This is a genomic window from Actinomyces sp. ZJ308 (assembly GCF_011752065.1).
Taxonomy (GTDB): Bacteria; Actinomycetota; Actinomycetes; order Actinomycetales; family Actinomycetaceae; genus Actinomyces.
The window spans coordinates 164,823-180,244 of record NZ_JAAIJY010000004.1 but is presented as its reverse complement, the minus strand read 5'-3'; the positions used below and the strand labels follow the sequence as shown (position 1 = coordinate 180,244).

17 protein-coding genes are annotated in these 15,422 nt (G+C 70.9%); 12 read left to right on the top strand and 5 right to left on the bottom strand.

Translation table 11 applies throughout. The features are described from left to right. Positions 1–44: 44 nt before the first annotated feature. From HCR68_RS03685 to HCR68_RS03665, 5 genes are read right to left on the bottom strand one after another with little or no spacing between them, the layout of a single operon-like run. On the bottom strand, positions 45–446 hold the full coding sequence (locus HCR68_RS03685) for a DUF4440 domain-containing protein (RefSeq protein WP_167146265.1): 402 nt from the start codon (positions 444–446) through the stop codon (positions 45–47). A 43-nt stretch (positions 447–489) separates the two neighbouring features. Further along, the gene (locus tag HCR68_RS03680) at positions 490–1,101 is read right to left on the bottom strand and encodes a response regulator transcription factor (protein WP_167146262.1); all 612 of its coding nucleotides are present in this window, start codon (positions 1,099–1,101) and stop codon (positions 490–492) included. Then, entirely contained in the window at positions 1,098–2,303 is a 1,206-nt protein-coding gene (locus tag HCR68_RS03675; protein ID WP_243858917.1) for a histidine kinase, read from the bottom strand. Before HCR68_RS03675 ends, HCR68_RS03680 begins: the two co-directional genes overlap by 4 nt. Before the next feature lie 14 nt (positions 2,304–2,317). Then, entirely contained in the window at positions 2,318–3,202 is an 885-nt protein-coding gene (locus HCR68_RS03670; protein WP_167146259.1) for a hypothetical protein, read from the bottom strand. A 51-nt stretch (positions 3,203–3,253) separates the two neighbouring features. Beyond that, complete coding sequence (locus tag HCR68_RS03665; RefSeq protein WP_167146257.1) at positions 3,254–4,267, bottom strand: ABC transporter ATP-binding protein; 1,014 nt, start codon at positions 4,265–4,267, stop codon at positions 3,254–3,256. Between the two features lie 346 nt (positions 4,268–4,613). Here HCR68_RS03665 and rpsP point away from each other — a divergent pair, with 346 nt between their 5' ends. The 12 genes from rpsP (at position 4,614) to HCR68_RS03605 (ending at position 15,353) form a co-directional block, all read left to right on the top strand. Beyond that, complete coding sequence (rpsP, locus tag HCR68_RS03660) at positions 4,614–5,087, top strand: 30S ribosomal protein S16 (RefSeq protein WP_167146255.1); 474 nt, start codon at positions 4,614–4,616, stop codon at positions 5,085–5,087. A gap of 1 nt (position 5,088) precedes the next feature. Next, positions 5,089–5,325, top strand: coding sequence for an RNA-binding protein (locus tag HCR68_RS03655; RefSeq protein ID WP_003786440.1), 237 nt, complete (start codon positions 5,089–5,091; stop codon positions 5,323–5,325). 299 nt (positions 5,326–5,624) lie between these two features. After that, positions 5,625–6,173, top strand: a complete 549-nt coding sequence (gene rimM, locus HCR68_RS03650; protein ID WP_167146253.1) for a ribosome maturation factor RimM — start codon at positions 5,625–5,627, stop codon at positions 6,171–6,173. Then, the gene (gene trmD / locus HCR68_RS03645; protein WP_167146251.1) at positions 6,170–7,591 is read left to right on the top strand and encodes a tRNA (guanosine(37)-N1)-methyltransferase TrmD; all 1,422 of its coding nucleotides are present in this window, start codon (positions 6,170–6,172) and stop codon (positions 7,589–7,591) included. The genes rimM and trmD overlap by 4 nt, the downstream gene beginning before the upstream one ends. Continuing rightward, a complete protein-coding gene (gene lepB / locus HCR68_RS03640) occupies positions 7,588–8,487 on the top strand; it encodes a signal peptidase I (RefSeq protein ID WP_167146249.1) in 900 nt (299 codons plus the stop codon). Before trmD ends, lepB (HCR68_RS03640) begins: the two co-directional genes overlap by 4 nt. 250 nt (positions 8,488–8,737) lie before the next feature. Beyond that, positions 8,738–9,085, top strand: coding sequence for a 50S ribosomal protein L19 (gene rplS / locus HCR68_RS03635; RefSeq protein WP_003786428.1), 348 nt, complete (start codon positions 8,738–8,740; stop codon positions 9,083–9,085). Positions 9,086–9,197: 112 nt separating this feature from the next. Beyond that, positions 9,198–10,526 (top strand): signal peptidase I, encoded by a 1,329-nt coding sequence (lepB, locus tag HCR68_RS03630; RefSeq protein WP_167146247.1) that lies wholly within the window; start codon positions 9,198–9,200, stop codon positions 10,524–10,526. Further along, positions 10,523–11,239, top strand: a complete 717-nt coding sequence (locus HCR68_RS03625) for a ribonuclease HII (RefSeq protein WP_167146245.1) — start codon at positions 10,523–10,525, stop codon at positions 11,237–11,239. The genes lepB (HCR68_RS03630) and HCR68_RS03625 overlap by 4 nt, the downstream gene beginning before the upstream one ends. 147 nt (positions 11,240–11,386) lie before the next feature. After that, on the top strand, positions 11,387–11,695 hold the full coding sequence (locus HCR68_RS03620) for a DUF2469 domain-containing protein (protein ID WP_034514511.1): 309 nt from the start codon (positions 11,387–11,389) through the stop codon (positions 11,693–11,695). A gap of 156 nt (positions 11,696–11,851) precedes the next feature. Continuing rightward, positions 11,852–12,415: a YraN family protein gene (locus tag HCR68_RS03615; protein ID WP_167146243.1), complete on the top strand. Its 564-nt coding sequence runs from the start codon at positions 11,852–11,854 to the stop codon at positions 12,413–12,415. Next, positions 12,406–13,974 carry a YifB family Mg chelatase-like AAA ATPase gene (locus HCR68_RS03610; protein ID WP_167146241.1) on the top strand — a complete coding sequence of 523 codons (1,569 nt, stop codon included), beginning with the start codon at positions 12,406–12,408 and terminating at the stop codon, positions 13,972–13,974. The genes HCR68_RS03615 and HCR68_RS03610 overlap by 10 nt, the downstream gene beginning before the upstream one ends. Next, positions 13,971–15,353 (top strand): DNA-processing protein DprA, encoded by a 1,383-nt coding sequence (locus tag HCR68_RS03605; RefSeq protein ID WP_167146239.1) that lies wholly within the window; start codon positions 13,971–13,973, stop codon positions 15,351–15,353. Before HCR68_RS03610 ends, HCR68_RS03605 begins: the two co-directional genes overlap by 4 nt. Positions 15,354–15,422 lie beyond the last annotated feature (69 nt).

Here is a 15,422-nt window from a genome sequence, read left to right as displayed (position 1 = left end):
GTCGAGCGACAGGCTCGGGCATCATCGGATCTGCCGGAGACGGGTCAGTCGTCTGGAGACGGGGCCGTCGCGCCTTCGATGACGGTGCCCTGGTGGAATACCGCCTGCCAGGTCGAGTCCCGGCGACGGTAGAGCGTGGACCTCCGGGTGACGCGACTTGGCGTACGTAAGGTGTAGAGGACCTGTACGACGTCGTCGGCAAGTATGTGGGACTCAGCCTCCTCGACTCTGTAGCCGTCAGTGAGGGAGTCCGCATGCGTTCCCTCCAGGCGTCCCAGTACGGTCTTCTTGACCTCGCTGCGGCTGTAGCGTCGTCCCGAGGCACCGACCTCGTGGAAGTCGTCCGCGATCTGCTCATCGAATGAGCCGGCGTCCCAGATCAGCTCCGGGTGGTGGAAGATCGGTTCTCGCCGAATCAGGTCATGCCGCTGTGATGAGATCTCCATCTCCTACCTCTCTGCGCAGTCGACGGCTTGAAAAAGACCGGGATCATAACCAGCCGTTGGTCTCGGCGGTGCGGGCGGCGTCGGTGCGGTTGCGGGCGTGGGTCTTGCTGATCGCCGAGGACAGATAGTTGCGCACCGTGCCCTCACCCAGGTGGAGCCGCGCGGCGATCCCACGGACGTCGGCGCCCGCGGCGGCCGCCCGCAGGACCTCCTTCTCCCGCTCGGTGAGCGGGTTCGGCCCGAGCAGCACGGACTCCTGGGCGAGCTCGGGGTCGATGACCCGCAGGCCCGCATGGACCTTGCGGATCGCCTCGGCCAGAGCCTCGGGCGGGGTGTCCTTGACGATGAAGCCCGCCGCCCCGGCCTCCATGCCACGCGAGAGGTAGCCCGGGCGCCCGAAGGTCGTCACGATGAGGCAGCGGCACGGCGCTGCGGAGGCGGTGACCTCCGCAGTGGCCGCCAGCCCGTCGCGCCCCGGCATGTCGATGTCCACCAGGGCCACGTCCACGGTGTGTCGGTGTACCGCCTCCAGGACCTCGTCGCCCCGCCCCACCTGGGCCACCACCTCCAGATCGCTCTCCAGTCCCAGGAGCGTCGCCAGGGCGCCGCGCACGAGGGCCTGGTCGTCGGCGATGAGGACGCGGATCGGGTTCACGGCAGCCTCACCTCCAGACGGGTGCCGCCGCCGGAGCGGTCAGGACAGGCGCCGTCGACGGCGTCGGGTGGGGCACCGGGCCTGCTGAACGGGCTGGTCATGGTCAGTGACCCGCCCTCATGCTCCATGCGGGATCGCAGGCCCTCCAGACCGTTGCCGGGCCTGGAGCCGGACAGGCCGACGCCGTCGTCGCTCACTTGCAGCAGCCCCGGCGCCAGGTGTACGGAGACGCTGGTGGCCTGAGCGTGACGCACGATGTTCGTCGTCGCCTCGCGCAGTGCCCAGGCCAGCAGAGCCCGCTGACGCTCAGGAATCGCCTGGGCGCTGCCGGTCAGCCCCACGTCGATCTGCGCGGCGCTCAGAGCCGTGCGCGTGGCCTCCACCTGGCTGGCCAGGTCCGGGGACCGCAGACGCGTCACCGTGGAGCGCACGTCGGCCAGGGCCCCTCGGGCCAGGGTGATGACCTCGTCGAGCTCGCGCGAGGCCGCATCCGGGTCGTGCTCGATGAGCCGTCGGGCCACCTCGGCCTTGAGGGTGAGGACCGTCAGCGAGTGTCCCAGGATGTCGTGGACGTCGCGTCCCACCGCCTCACGCTGGGAGACCAGGGCCAGCTCGCGCTCGGCGGATGTCCTGCGTTCCTGGAGCTCCACCGTGACCCGGGCGATGATGATGGTCAGGCCCGACAACGCTGCGCCCAGTACCAGCCAGCGTGACTGCGGATGCGTGTTCCACCTCAGAGAGACGGCCACCAGGAGGACAACTGAGGTGATGACGATCGGGATCCCCTGGCGCAGCGTCGTGGAGAACAGGATCAAGGAGCAGAAGAAGGGGAAGAAGTAGGCGGTCCACCATCCCAGTGCCGGAAGCGCCAGCACGGTGAAGAGCGTCATGACCACCAGCTCGCCCACAAGGGCTCGAGCTGAGGGATCGGGTGGAGGCGCTCCCGCCCTGGCCGCGCCGCTGTCGGGTGTTGAGAACGCCCAGATGTAGACGGCGACGAACCCCATGATTCCCGCGATTCCCAGCAGGCGCTGCCACCAGGCGAAAGGGCCGAGGAGAAGCTGCACGAGGGGAATGACCAGGAAGAGCAACCACACCGTGGCGTCCCAGACGATATGACGGTGCCAGGGGCGGAGGCGGGCTCTCTCCTTCTGCGACGTGCCGGCCGGCAGCGCAGGAGAGTCGTGGACGGGCGAGGGCATGGCTGTCACGGGACTCACTGGCGCCTGGTCGCGCGGCGTCGGGCCCCGATCACCAGCAGCCCGAAGATGAGTGTCCACGCCACCAGGTTAGCCAAGGGCATCCACAGCGGGTCCTGGATACCCTCCGGTCGATCCGTGACGTAGGTCCACCCCTCACCCAACGGCCACCGGGCCAGCGCCGTCGAGCCGTACATCGGGGTGAAGCGGCCGATCGTCAGCAACGCGTGGTTCAGGGGCATGAAGGCGTTGCCGATGAACGCGAACAGGGAGACCAGGGAGGTCGCGATACCGATCGATGCCGAGGACGGCAGCCACATCCCAGCGGCCAGGCCCCACAGGACGAAGGGCACCACCCCGAGCAGGCAGACGACGGGACTGGTAGCCCAAGCCCAGCCTGCCATCTGCGAGTCCGTGAGCGCCCCGGCAGTGAGGACGACGGCGACGGGAAGAGCCGCCGTTCCTACAGCGGTTCCGACCTTGACCCCCAGGTAGCCGCGCAGTCCCCGGGCGGTGACCGCCATCTGCCGGCCCCAGCCCGCCGACTGCTCGACCGCGGCCGCGGCCGAGGCGCTCGTGGCACCCAGACAGGCGCTGAAGGAGGCCATCGCCAGCATCACCGAGGCAGAGACGTTGCCGTGAGCGTGCGGGCCGTACTCTCCCGCGGAGGCATTCAACCGACCGAAGATGAGGTACATGGCCAGCGGGAAGGCCACGACGAAGAAGAGGTTGGCCGGGTGGCGCAGGCTCCGGTAGAGGTCGAGCCAGAGATAGGTCATGACGGGGCGTGCGGGCCCGAGTCCTCCCGGGCGACCTGCTCGGTCTCCCGGTACGCCGGCACCGAGGCTGGCGGGGGAGTCTGACACGGAGAGCTCTGAGGATGCCTGGGGCGTCGTAGTCATGGTGCGGCCTCGTGTTGTCTGTGGTGATGGTCGTCGTGGTGATGGAATGGGCTAAGGCGTCGCCGGGGCTGCGCTCTCGGCGCCGTCTGAGGTCAGTGCCGTGAAGACCTCGTCGAGGCTCGCGGCGCTGATACCCAGGTGCTCGGCGGGTGTGGTGGTCAGCAGCCAGCGGGCGACGGCGTCGGAGTCCGTGGTGCGCAGCTCCACGTGCTCCCCGTGGACGACCGCGTGCAGGATGCTGCCGGCCGCTGGGCAGGTGGCCAGGCGCTCGCCCAACGAGGCCTCTGAGACTCCCGGCCAGGTGGCGGTCACCAGGGCGCCGTCACCCAGGGATCGGATCTCATCGACGCTTCCGTCAGCGATCAGGCGCCCGTGAGCGATGATGACGATGCGGTCGGCGAAGGAGGCCGCCTCCTCAAGGTAGTGGGTAGCGAACAGGACCGTGCGGCCGCGGCGGGTCTGGACGCGCATCGTCTCCCAGAAGGCGATCCGGGCACTGACGTCCATGCCCGCGGTGGGCTCGTCCATGACGAGAAGGTCAGGATCGGGCAGCAGGGCGAGGGCCAGGCGCATTCGCTGGCGCTCCCCACCCGAGCAGCGGCTCACCTTGCGAGACAGGATCGAGCCGAGGTCGGTCCTCGCGACGATGTCGTCGAGCCGGGCCCCACCGGGGCCTGATCCGCGGCGGTGGGGCTGCATCGAGGCGACGACGCGCAGAGTCTCCCCGACGGTGAAGTCGTCCAGGAGACCGCCGTCCTGGAAGATGACACCCGCACGCCCCTCCCGAACTGCCTGATCGGGGGCGCGTCCCAGGAGCTCGATCGTTCCGGAGTCGGGCCGGGTCAGTCCCAGGATCATGTCCAGGGTGGTGGACTTGCCCGCGCCGTTGGGGCCGAGAAAGGCCACCACCTCGCCGGGACGGACCGTGAGATCGAGGTCGTCGACGGCGACGAGGCCGCCGAACACCTTGCGCAGGCCGCGGGCCCGGACGGCGGGAGACGGTGCGGTGCTCGCGGTAGATGGGCAGGTTGCGGTGGAGGTGGGCTCGGCGGCGGTGCGGATCATGGCATCAGGCTCGCGCCGGCCGGCGCCCTCCGGTACTGAGCGCTGTCACCGCTGCCGCATGACAGGTGTCATACGGGAATCGGGTCCACGCCGCGCTGCTTGGAGACCCTCAGTGACGAACGCGCCATGGTCCGCCTGTGGGCGATCTCGCACCGCCCTGTGGGGTGGCGCCCCGGCCCGGGCTGGCGACGCCGTCGGACGCTCTGGCAGAATGTCCGGCTGTACTCGGTCGGACGTCGGTCCCTCTCCCGGCCCCGGTCGCGTCTCGGCTCACGCCGGAAACTGTTGCTTGACCCCACCGGGGACCAGCGCGCGCCAAACCATCCAGAACCAGGAGTTCAACCAAGTGGCAGTCAAGATTCGCCTCAAGCGCATGGGCAAGAAGTTTGCCCCCTTCTACCGGGTCGTCGTCCTCGACTCCCGCAAGAAGCGCGATGGTCGTGTCATCGAGGAGATCGGTGTCTACGACCCGATGCAGGAGCCCTCGCTCATCCGCATCGACTCCGAGCGCGTCCAGTACTGGCTCGGTGTGGGCGCCCAGCCCTCCGACGCCGTCTACAAGCTGATCAAGATCACCGGCGACTATCACCAGTTCAAGGGCCTCAAGGGTGTCGAGAGCACCCTCAAGGTCAAGGACGCCGACGCCGCGACGGTCGCCAAGGAGGCCGCGGTCAAGGCCGCCGCCGACGACGCCGAGAAGCGCAAGGCCGCCGCCGCCAAGGCCAAGGCCGACCAGGAGACCGCCGCAGCAGCCGAGGCTGTTGAGGCCGCCGAGGTCGTGGCTGAGGAGGCCGCTGAGGCCGCCGCCGAGGAGGCCTGAGATGCTGGCCGACGCTCTCGAGCACCTCGTGCGGGGCATCGTCGACAATCCCGACGACGTCACCGTCACCTCCCGGTCGCTGCGCCGCGGCGACCTGCTGGAGGTGCGGGTCAACCCCGAGGACCTCGGCCGAGTCATCGGCCGCTCGGGCCGTACAGCTCGAGCACTGCGTACCGTGGTGGGGGCGCTGGCGGACTCGCCGGTGCGCGTCGACGTCGTCGACACCGACCGCCGCTGAACGCGTAGAGCCTTCAGGTCGGCACAGCTGACGGTGTCGGTCCCACCGATCGACACGAGTGCCCGGTTCCCATGAGGGAACCGGGCACCGTCGTCTGTCCTCGGCGGCACGCCCCGCCTCATCATCGACGACGAACGGCGTTGGCAGGAGGCCGACCCTGCCGAGGCGGTCAACCTCACGCCACCGGTGCTCCACCTCATCCCCGTGGCCGATGGGAACACCCACCGCGGCACGGTAGGTTGGCATCAGACCTCCAGATCCCTCACCAACCGTTCCACGTCCCGATCCCAGGAGAACAGGTGCTGCTCACCCTTGCCGTCATCGGTCCCGCCCATGCCCTCAAGGGCGAGGTGCGTCTTGAGATCCGCACCGATGACCCCGAGGGGCGCCTCGCGCCCGGAACCACCGTCCCCACGGAGCCGGCCCAGGCAGGACCCCTGACGGTCACTCGTCTGCGCTTCGACGGCTCCCGCTGGTTCGCCGCCTTCGAGCAGGCGCGTGACCGCACGGCCGCGGAGGCCCTGCGAGGAGTCAGGCTCCTGGTCGAGACCGACGACGAAGCCCCTGATGACGAGGACTCTGTGGATGCTGAGGAGTCTTGGTATCGTCACGAGCTCATCGGCCTGCGGGCGCTCAGCGTCTCGGGGGAGGAGCTGGGCGAGGTCACCGACCTGGAGCCCGGTATCGCCCAGGACCGTCTCGTGGTCACCACCCCGGAGGGAGAGGACGTGGCCGTCCCCTTCGTCGCCGAGCTCGTGCCGGGCGTCGATCCTGAGAGCGGCACCGTGACGCTGGACCCGCCCGGCGGGCTGTTCCCCGGTCGCGGCGAGGCGGAGGAGGCCCGGTGAGGATCGACGTCGTCACCATCTTCCCCGACTACCTCAAGGTCCTGGACCTCTCGCTCATCGGGAGGGCCGCCGACCGCGGCCGCCTCGACCTGCACGTCCACGACCTGCGCGACCACGCCCACGACCGGCACCGCACCGTCGACGACACCCCCCTGGGCGGCGGGGCCGGCATGGTCATGAAGCCCGACGTGTGGGGTGAGGCCCTCGACGACGTGCTCGCCGTGGACGCTCCCACCGGCGGCCGCCGGGTCCTCATCATCCCCACCCCCTCGGGTGAGGTCTTCACCCAGCGCACCGCCGAGGATCTGGCCGGAGCCGACTCCCTGGTCTTCGCCTGCGGCCGCTACGAGGGCATCGACGCGCGCGTGCCCGATCACTACGCCTCCCGCGGTGTGGAGGTGCGCGAGCTGAGCATCGGCGACTACGTGCTCAACGGGGGAGAAGTCGCCGCCGTCGTCATGATCGAGGCGATCGCCCGCCTCCTGCCCGGGGTCCTGGGCAACCCCGAGTCGCTGCTCGAGGAGTCGCACTCGGCCGCCGGGCTGCTGGAGTACCCCGTCCACACCCGTCCCACCCGGTGGCGCGACCTGGAGATCGATCCCGTCCTGCTGTCCGGGGACCACACCCGCATCGCCCGCACCCGGCGGGACCAGGCCATCGCCCGCACCGTCGGCCGCCGCCCCGACATGATCGCGAGGATGGACGCCGCGGACCTGGACCGCGAGGACCGTGCCGCCCTGGCGACCATGGGCTGGGCGGTCCCCGCCGGGGCGCCCCACCCGGTGCCGGTACGCATTCGACCCGCCACCGTCCACGACGCCGAGGCCCTGGCCGACCTGGCCGCGCGCACCTTCCCCGACGCCTGCGGGCACGTCATTGACCCCGAGTTCATCGCTCAGCACATCGCCACCAACCTCGTGCCCGGACTGTTTCGCACCTGGGTCGACGACGACCGCGTCGACCTCGTCGTCGCCGAGCGGCTTGCGCCGCAGTCGGCCTCGCAGGCCTCCAGCGGGACGGAGACGGCTCAGACGCCTATCGTCCCGGACCTGGTCGGTTACGCCGCCGTGCTGCGCGAGGAGCCCGATGCCGCGGGCGAGCCTCCCACCGGGATCGATCCCCGTCCCGCCTGCGTCCAGGCCCGCCCGGGGCAGGTCGTCGGCGAGCTGTCCAAGGTCTACGTCGACTCCACGATGAGGGGCTCGGGACTGGCCCCCGCTCTCATGAGCGTCGTGACTCAGCGGGCTATCGACCACGGGGTGAGCCTGCTCTGGCTCGGCACCCACATCACCAACAAGCGCGCCCAGAAGGCCTACAGGCGGGCCGGCTTCCGTCAGGTCGGGACCCGTACCTACAACGTCGGGGGCCAGGACGCCCACGACGTCGTCATGATCCGGCGGACAGGAGAAGGCCTATGAGCAGCGGACCCGACCAGAACCTTCAGGACCTGGCCGACGACGGCACGAACGACTCCGCTCCCCAGCCGGGCTCGCGCCGGCCGGGGGAGGACACGGAGGAGACCAGGGGCCAGAGCGCGGGAGCAGGACGCTCCGCAGCGGCGGAGCCGGCCACGCTGGGGACGCGGATCGCCTACCGCCTCAAGCAGTGGGGCATCACCCTGTCCTACCTGGTGATCGCCGTGGCGATCATCGCACTCATCCGCACCTTCGTCATCCAGAGCTTCACCATCCCGTCGGGATCCATGGAGGACACCCTCAACGAGGGAGACCGTGTCACCGTGACGATGTACGACTCCCACGACATCGAGCGGGGCGACGTCGTCGTCTTCACCGATCCGGACCACTGGCTGATGACCCAGGAGCCCACAGGCCTGCAGGGCGCCCTCCAGGACTTCCTCGTCACCATCCGCATCTTCCCTCAGGACGCAGGCCACCACCTCATCAAGCGCGTCATCGGAATGCCAGGCGACCACGTCGTCGCCGACGGAAACGGCTCCCTGAGCGTCAACGGCGTCGAGCTCGACGAGGACTACCTCAAGCCCGGCCGCTCGGCCTCCGACCTGGCCTTCGATGTCACCGTTCCCGAGGGATACGTCTGGGTCATGGGGGACAACCGGGCCAACTCCTCGGACTCCCGCTACCACCAGAACGACGCCCACCACGGCTTCGTCCCCATCGACAACGTCGTCGGCGTCGCCAAGAACGTGGTGTGGCCCTACTCCCACTGGTCCAGCCTGAGCTCCGGTCACAAGGTCTTCTCCCAGGTCCCTCAGCCGACATCCACTCCGACGGCGATCCCCGCCGAGCCGGCTGCTCCCGTCCCGACGCGCACGCTGGCAGGCTCGGAGAGCTGACTGATCCGGACGCGCCGGGGCAAGGAAGGAGGGGAAGAGGCGTGAACTCACGCACGTCGATGCCGGCACGCTCGTCCGGGCCGCGAGCCTGTGGCAAACTGAGCGGGCACTTGGGTCCTGCGGCTCCTCTGCCACTGGGGAGGCCGTCGCTTCGAAGGAGCCCAGGGGCGTCCACCTCCGGCGCTGCCCCCTACGGCGCGGCGCCGCCGAACCAGCACTCCTGACCAGTGGCACGGGTGTGGAGAGAAACATGAACCTGATCGACGAGATCAACGCCGCGTCGCTGCGCGACGACATCCCCTCCTTCCGTCCCGGGGACACCCTCAAGGTCCACGTCAAGGTCGTCGAGGGATCCCGTACCCGCGTCCAGGTCTTCCAGGGCGTCGTCATCGCGCGCCAGGGCGGCGGCGTCTCGGAGACCTTCACCATCCGCAAGGTCTCCTTCGGCGTCGGCGTCGAGCGCACCTTCCCCGTCCACACGCCCTCCATCGAGAAGATCGAGGTCGTCACCAGGGGCCAGGTGCGTCGCGCCAAGCTCTACTACCTGCGCAACCTGCGCGGTAAGGCCGCCAAGATCAAGGAGCGTCGCGAGGACTGAGCGCCCGCGCTCTCAAGACGGCGCCCGGGGCCCACGGGCTCCGGGCGCTCGTCATCTCTGATCGCCGTGTGACGGCGGACCCACGTACATCGACTCAAGGGGAAGGAGCACGGTGAGATCGGCGCAGGACGAGGCCGACGACGTCGACGACGTCGGACTGGACCTGAAGCAGGCCGTTCCTTCGCAGATCGGCCGGGCCTCGAGGTCCGCCGTCACCCCTTCGTGCAGCGCTCCGTCCGCGGACTCCCCCCAGGAGGCCGACGAGTCCCGTGAAGCTGAGGAAGGGCCTTCGACCCCGGTCCCGGTCGACGACAGCGCCGAGTGGGACTACGACCCGTTCATCGACCCCGATGCCGACCCCGAGCCCGACGACGAGTCCGTGGAGCTGCCCCCCTCCATCCAACCCCGCAGGCACGTCGCCCCAGCCATCCCACCGCCCGAGACCAGCTCCCCGCTCCAACGACTGACCCGGGCCCTGCTCGTCCTGGCGGTCATCATCCTGGTCCCGGCCCTGCTTCGGACCTTCGTCGTCCAGACCTACGAGATCCCCTCGGGGTCCATGGAGAACACGCTGCGCGACGGAGACCAGGTCGCGGTCACGATGTTCGACTCCGACCACATCGACCGGGGAGACATCATCGTCTTCAGCGACCCCGACGACTGGCTCCACGTCAAGGAGCCGACGGGGCTGCGCGGCGTCGTCCAGAAGACCTTCGTCGCCCTGCACCTGCTGCCCGAGCACACCGGTCACCACCTCATCAAGCGAGTCATCGGGGTCGGAGGCGACCACGTGGTCGCCGACGGCAAGGGTCGGCTCAGCGTCAACGGCGTGGTCATCACGGAGGACTACGTCAAGGACGGCCAGTCCCCGTCGCTGACCTCCTTCGACATCACCGTCCCCCAGGGCTACGTCTGGGTCATGGGGGACAACCGCGGCAACTCGGCCGACTCCCGCTACCACCGCGACGACGCCCACGGCGGATTCGTGCCCCTGACGAACGTCGTCGGGGTGGCCAAGGCGGTGTTCTCCTGGACGAGCCTGAGCCGGTGGGGGAGCCTGGGAGGAGGGGACCGAGCCTTCTCACAGGTGCCCGCGCACGACACCTCAGTCCCCTCCCCGGCGCCCTCCCCAGGGCCCCCGTCTCCCAGCACCGCGCCGGGCAACGGGCGGACGGCGCCCGAGGCGGCGACGCACTCGAGCTCCGAGGACGAGGACGGTTCGACCACGGACGGCCCGCGCAGCGATACCGGTGAGGCGAATGACGGCTCCGAGCACACCGGACCGGGCCGGATCAGCTCGGACTCGGGGGCCGCGGGCGAGGACACCGAGCCCGGGACATCCGGTGACGGACGTTCCGACACCGGCGACGCAGGAGCCGACTCGCAGAGCTCCGCGTCGAGATCCGGCGGTTCGGGGACAGACATGGGCAGGACGAGGTGAGCCCTCGGGGCCGCCTCCGCCCCGACCGGCGCCTGGAGAAGGAGCTGCTGGAGAGCCACGACTACGTCGGTGGCCTCGATGAGGTCGGTCGTGGGGCACTCGCCGGACCGGTCAGCGTAGGGCTGGCGATCGTGGGGCGCCGCACCGATGACGTCCTGCCCGACGGGCTGGCCGACTCCAAGCAGCTGACGGCCCGTGCGCGCACCGGCCTGGTCGAGCCCGTGCGCAGCTGGCTGGTGGACTACGCCGTCGCCCACGCCTCACCGGCCGAGATCGATGAGCGCGGCATCGTCGGAGCCCTGAGGCTGGCGGGCCTGCGCGCCCTGCAACGCGTCACCGAGCGCGGGCACGCCCCCGGCATCGTCATCCTCGACGGCGTGGCCGACTGGCTCACCGCCCCCCAAGCCGATCTGCTCACCGCGCTGGAGAACGGGCAGTCCGCGCAGGCGGCCCCCGGACCCGCCGCGGAGCCACGCATCCCGCCGGTGCGCATGGAGGTCAAGGCCGATGCCCGCTGCGCCGTCGTCGCCGCAGCCAGTGTCCTGGCCAAGGTCGAACGGGACGCCCTCATGATCGACCTCACCGACCCCGGCTACGGATGGGCGTCCAACAAGGGCTACGCCTCACCCGCCCACATTGCCGGGCTCGCCGAGCTGGGCGCCGGCGACCAGCACCGACGCAGCTGGCACCTGCCAGGACTGGACCGGCACTGAGCAGATATCTGGCAGGCACCTGGCTGGTACCTGGCCAGCCCTGGGTTGGACCGACGAGCAGGCGCCGGTCGGGGACAACCGGCGACGGGGCCGACTCGCCCCCACGGCCTGCCGGGTGCGGGCGCCGCCGGCAGGCATGATGGCCCGGTGAGCACAGAAGACCTCGAGTCCTACGAGAACGAGCTGGAGCTCTCGCTGTACCGGGAGTACCGCGACGTCGCATCCCTGTTCTCCTACGTGGTGGAGACCGAACGACGTTTCTACCTGGCCAACGCCGTTGACGTCCAGGTACGTACCAACGGTGGGGAGGTCTTCTTCGAGCTGACCCTCGAGGACGCCTGGGTGTGGGACATCTACCGCGCCTCCCGGTTCGTGAAGTCCGTTCACGTCGTCACCTTCAAGGACGTCAACGTCGAGGAGCTCACCAAGCTCGAGATGGACATACCCTCCTCCTAGCGCCGCGCGCCCACCCCTCGCCGAGCCCCTTTCCGCCGGGCGGCGCGGAAGCCCGGGGGCCACAGGACGGTTCCCGCCGGTGCTCTCCACAGAGCCGATGGGGCCGCCACGCGGATCAGCCGATCCGGCCCCAGGCTAGTGGCGGAGGTGATCGGCATGACCGACCAGGTCACAGCAACCGCAACCGGGACAACGGTGATCGCGGTGCGATCCAGCGGGGGCGTCCCCATCGAGTCCACCGGGAACCCGCGCGACGCGGGAACCTCCGCGGCCGGACCATCCCACCTGCTCACCGGACGCTACGGTGAGGACCTGGCCGCCACCTACCTGGAGGACATCGGCTGGCGGATCCTGGAGCGCAACTGGCGGCCGGACCACGGCCTGCGCGGAGAGCTCGACATCATCGCCCTCGAGCCCGCCCCCGCCGACCGGGAACCAGGTGGTGCTCCGACCGACCTCGATCGGACACGGCGGTGCTCGAAGCGGCCGACCCTGGTCGTCGTCGAGGTCAAGACCCGCAGCTCCCTGCGTCAGGGGCCTCCGGCCGCCGCCGTCGACCCCCGCAAGATCACCCGGCTGAGAGCCCTGGCAGCCGCCTGGGCCGCCACCCACGAGACGCCCCACACTGGCCTGCGCCTCGACGTCATCTCCATCCTCCTGCGCGACGCACGCCCCGCGCTGCTGCGCCACCACCGGGCAGTAGGTGCGTCATGGGGCTAGCACGCACACTCGCGGTCACCCTGACCGGACTGGCCGGACACATCGTCGACGTCGAGGCGCACGCCGCCCAGGGCCTGCCCGGATTCGCCCTCGTCGGCCTGCCCGACACCGCCGTGCGCGAGTCGCGAGAACGGGTCCGGGCGGCCTTGAGCACCTGCGGCGTCACCTGGGGCGAGCAGCGCCTGACCGTCAACCTCTCCCCGGCGGACCTGCGCAAGACCGGAACCGGGCTGGACCTGGCGCTCGCGCTGGCCGTCCTGGGCGCTCGCGGCCGGCTCGGTCGATCCGCTGTCCGGACCCTGGCACGCACCGTGTACATCGGCGAGCTCGGGCTGGACGGCTCGGTGCACGCCGTGCGCGGCATCCTGCCCAGCGTCCAGGCCGCGGTCGCCGCCGGGGTGGAGGAGATCATCGTCGCCCAGGAGGCCGCCGCGGAGGCCGAGCTCGTTCCCGGCGCCCGGGTGAGCGCCATCAGCCACATCGGCCAGCTCGTGGAGCGCTACGGAGGGCGCCTGAGCGCGGAGGTCGCCGCCGCGGTGGAGCAGATCCCCGAGTCAGGAGACGACGCGCCCTCAGCCCCAGCGCAGGACGGCGAGCCGGCGGACCTGGCCGACGTCGTCGGGCAGGCCGAGGCCAGGCAGGCCCTCGAGGTCGCCGCGGCCGGGGGACACCACCTCATCATGGTGGGGCCGCCGGGCACGGGAAAGACCATGCTCGCCGAGCGCCTGCCCTCGATCCTGCCGCCCCTGGAGCAGTCCGACGCCGTCACCGTCACCTCCATCCACTCCGTGGCCGGCACCTTCAACCCCGCCCACGGACTCATCACCCGCCCGCCGCTGCGCGCGCCGCACCACACCGCCACCCGGGCCGCCGTCGTCGGAGGAGGATCCGGCCTGCCCCGTCCCGGAGACGTCTCCCTGGCCCACCGAGGTGTGCTGTTCCTCGACGAGGCCCCCGAGTTCAGTGCCGGGGTCCTGGACTGCCTGCGCCAGCCGCTGGAGTCCGGGACGGTCACCATCGACCGTGTGGGCGGCCGCGCCAGCTACCCGGCCGCCTTCCAGCTCGTCCTGGCCGCCAACCCCTGCCCGTGCGGCAAGGCCGGCGGCCGTGGCCTGGAGTGCACCTGCACCTCCCTGCAACGGCGACGCTACTTCTCCCGCCTGTCCGGCCCGCTGCTGGACCGGGTGGACATCCAGGTCGAGGTCGCCGCCGTCAGCGCCGCCGATCTCGCCGGACCAACGAGCAACGAGTCCAGCGCCGTCGTGGCGCAGCGGGTGCGGCGGGCCCGGCGGGCCGCCGAGCGCCGGCTCGCCGCTACGCCCTGGCACCTCAACGCCGAGGTCCCCGGCTCCTACCTCAGAGGCCCCGACGGCGGACTGAGCACAGCACTCAGCCGGCGGCTCATGAACGCCCTGGAACGCGGGGACCTCTCCCTGCGCGGGGTGGACCGGGTCCTCAGGCTGGCCTGGACCCTCGCCGACCTCGAGGACACCGAGACCCTCACCCTCTCCCACATCGGGACCGCCCTGGCCCTGAGGACCTCAGGAGTACGACCATGACCTCCAGACCGACCTCCAGACCGACCTCCAGACAGGCCACCGGCCTGCCATACGACATCGGCGACCCGGCACTGGCGCGCGCCACCTGGTCGCGGCTGGCGGAGCCCGCCAGCGCCGCCGCCACGATGCTGGTGAACCGGCTCGGGCCGAGCGCCGCCCTGCGGTGGCTCCTGGAGGAGGCCGTCGACGCCGCGGGGCGCGTGCGCAGCGCTCCGCGTCCACCCGTGCCGGAGCCGCCCCCGGGCGCCTCCAGCGGCGGCGATGCCGGCGCCCACTGGGCGCAGGTCGCCGCTCGGTGGGCGCCGCGCCTGGAGGGCCTCGACATCCGCCGCGAGCTCGACGTGCTCGACCGCCTCGGCGGGAGCCTCATCCTCCCCGGAGACCCCTGGTGGCCGCCGGGGCTCGATGAGCTGGAGCACCCGCCCTTCTGCCTGTGGGTGCGCGGTGACCCGTCACTCCTGATCAGCGCCAAGGACCTGGAGACCGCCGGCGTGAAGGGGAACGGGGCCGAGGCCGGAGGAGACAACAGCCCTCAGAGCGTCTCCGCCCCCCGAGGCCTGCCCGTACGCGAGCAACGGATGCCGGCGGGTCCGGCCAACGGACTGTGCCTGGCCCTGGTCGGAGCCCGGGCCTCCACCCGATACGGAGAAGGGGTCGCCACGTCCCTGGCCTCCGGGGTCACGGCCAAGGGCGGGCTCATCGTCTCCGGCGGGGCCTTCGGCATCGACGCCTGTGCGCACCGCGGGGCCCTGCACGAAGGGCCCACCGTGTCCGTTTCGGCCGGAGGCGTGGACCGTCTCTACCCGGCCGGCAACGCCGGGGTGCTGGAAGCGGTCATCGCCGCCGGGGCACTGGTGGCGGAGGTCCCTCCGGGCTGCCAGCCCGGCCGTCACCGGTTCGTCTCACGTAACCGCATCATCGCGGCGATCTCCGGGGCGACGATCGTGGTCGAGGCGGCCTGGCGCTCCGGAGCCCTGTCCACCGCCCATCGGGCCCTTGAGCTGGGCAGGCAGCTGGGCGCCGTCCCGGGACCCGTGACCTCCATGTCCTCCGTCGGCTGCCACCGCCTCCTACGCAAGGGAGCCGTATGCGTCACCGATGTCGACGACGCCCTCGAGCTCCTGACGCCCCTTGGCACCGTCGACGCCGACGCCGCCAAGGAGCAGGACCCCGAGCTGGCGGGAGGCGGCCTCCTGGACGGCCTGGACCCCGGCGGCGCCGTCGTCCTGGACGCCATGCCGGCTAAAGCGTCGGCGAGCACCGAGTCCATCGTCCGCTCCGCGGGACTGTCCCCGAAGGAGACCACCGCCGCCCTGGGAGTCCTGGAGCTCACCGGGAAGGTGGAGCGCACCGCCACCGGCTGGCGACGACGTCAGTAGCGCCAGGCCGGTAGTGCCGGTCAGGCCAGTCCGTGTTGCACGTCAGTCTCCGGGACGCCGACCACGCGC